The organism is Streptomyces sp. NPDC006265 (genome assembly GCF_040613555.1).
Classification (GTDB): domain Bacteria; phylum Actinomycetota; class Actinomycetes; order Streptomycetales; family Streptomycetaceae; genus Streptomyces.
Genome location: NZ_JBEXSH010001232.1, coordinates 1 through 2,003 on the forward strand (window position 1 = coordinate 1; position 2,003 = coordinate 2,003).

1 pseudogene is annotated in these 2,003 nt (G+C 70.3%); it reads right to left on the minus strand.

The annotated features are described in order from the left end of the window. Positions 1–1,501: pseudogene (locus ABZ281_RS47455) on the minus strand (SulP family inorganic anion transporter); the annotation flags it as partial. Positions 1,502–2,003: the final 502 nt, after the last annotated feature.

Here is a 2,003-nt window from a genome sequence, read left to right on the forward strand (position 1 = left end):
GGTGAGTTCGCCGCTGAGTGTCCGGTGTATCCGGGCGCTCGGCTCGTTCAGGCCGATGATCTCGACGCTCTTGCCGCGCTGGGCGTACTTGGCCTCGACGGCGTCCAGCGCGGCCACGGAGGAGGCGTCCCAGATGCGCGCGGCGGACAGGTCGACGACGACCCTGGCCGGGTCGGTGGCGTACCGGAACCGGGCGACGAGGTCGTTGGACGAGGCGAAGAACAGCTCACCGGTGACGCGGTAGACAACCGAGGTGCCGTCGGGGTCCGTGACCGCGGTGACCTCGGCGCGGTGGGCGACCCGCTTGGCGAAGATGACCACCGCGGTGAGGGAGCCGACGACGACACCGATGGCGAGGTTGTGCGTGGCGACCACACAGGCCACGGTGACCACCATGACGGTGATCTCCCCGGTCGGCGTCCGCTTCAGCGTCCTCGGCGCGATGGAGTGCCAGTCGAAGGTCCCCACCGACACCATCACCATCACCGCGACCAGGGCGGCCATGGGGATGTCGGAGACGACCGGCCCGAAGACGACGCACAGCACCATCAGGAACGCGCCGGCCAGGAACGTCGACAACCGGGTGCGCGCACCCGACACCCGTACGTTGATCATCGTCTGGCCGATCATCGCGCAGCCGCCCATGCCCCCGAAGAAGCCGGTGACGTTGTTGGCGACGCCCTGCCCGACCGACTCGCGGGTCTTGGAGGAAGGAGTGCGTGTCCGTGATGTCGTCCACCAGCTTGGCCGTCATCAGCGACTCCATCAGCCCGACCAGCGCCATGGCGAGCGCGTACGGTGCCACGGTCGTCAGGGTGTCCATGGTGAACGGCCCGTCCGGCAGCCCGGGCACGGGCAGGGACGACGGCAGCTCACCCCTGTCGCCCACGGTCGGCACGACGATCCCCGCGGCGACCGTGACGACCGTGACGATGACGATCGACACCAGCGGCGCCGGAACCACGGACGTCACCTTCGGGAAGAACACCATCAGCGCCAGCCCCGCCGCCAGCAGCGGATAGACGGGCCAGGGCACGCCCGTCATCTCAGGAACCTGCGCCATGAAGATGAGGATGGCGAGGGAGTTGACGAACCCCACCATCACGCTGCGCGGCACGAACCGCGTCAGCTTCGCGACGCCGAGCGCGCCGAGGACGATATGGAAGACACCGGCGAGGATGACCGCCGCGACGAGGTACCCGAAGCCGTGCTCGCGGTTGAGGGGGGCGATGACCAGGGCCACGGCACCGGTGGCCGCGGAGATCATCGCCGGCCGGCCCCCGACGACCGCGATGGTCACGGCCATGGTGAACGAGGCGAACAGGCCGATCGCCGGATCGACCCCGGCGATGATCGAGAACGAGATCGCCTCCGGGATCAGTGCCAGCGCGACCACGAGCCCGGCCAGCACCTCGGTGCGCAGCACCTTCGGGTCGGACAGCCAGGCCGGACGTCGGAAGCCACGCAGCCGGGCGGCCGGGGAGGGTGCGGAGAAAGACAAGACGAGAGGAACCTGTCGGGCTCGGGCACACCCCGTCAAGGGAGGCGCGCGGGAAGGCGGGGAAGGCGTGGAAGACCGGGGCGGTCGCCACGGGGTCAGCGGGCAGTGCCGCGACGACCTGCGCGAGAAGAGGGCTCAGCCCGGGGGCGAAGGGTCACGGCGGGCAGGCGGCGGCGCCGGGCCTCACACACACGCGCACGCTCGCTCCTGCGGGATCGGTCTTCGCCGGGGGCTTCGTCGGCCCCGGCACTGCGGGCGGACCGGGCGCTCGCGTCCCGCCCCACGGAAGCGGGCGCGGCAGTCGGCCGGGCCGGCACCACGGCGACTCTACCCTAACGTTAGGGTAGAGATCGGCGTCGGCCCTCCGCGGGCGGCGGCGAGTGACGAGGAAGGCGCCGGCGTGAGCAGCGAGCACATGCTAGTCCCATCCTCCGCACATGACCGGTTCGGGTGATCTGATGATGTGACCGGTACCTGGACGGGTGTGACTCGTTGAGTGGAC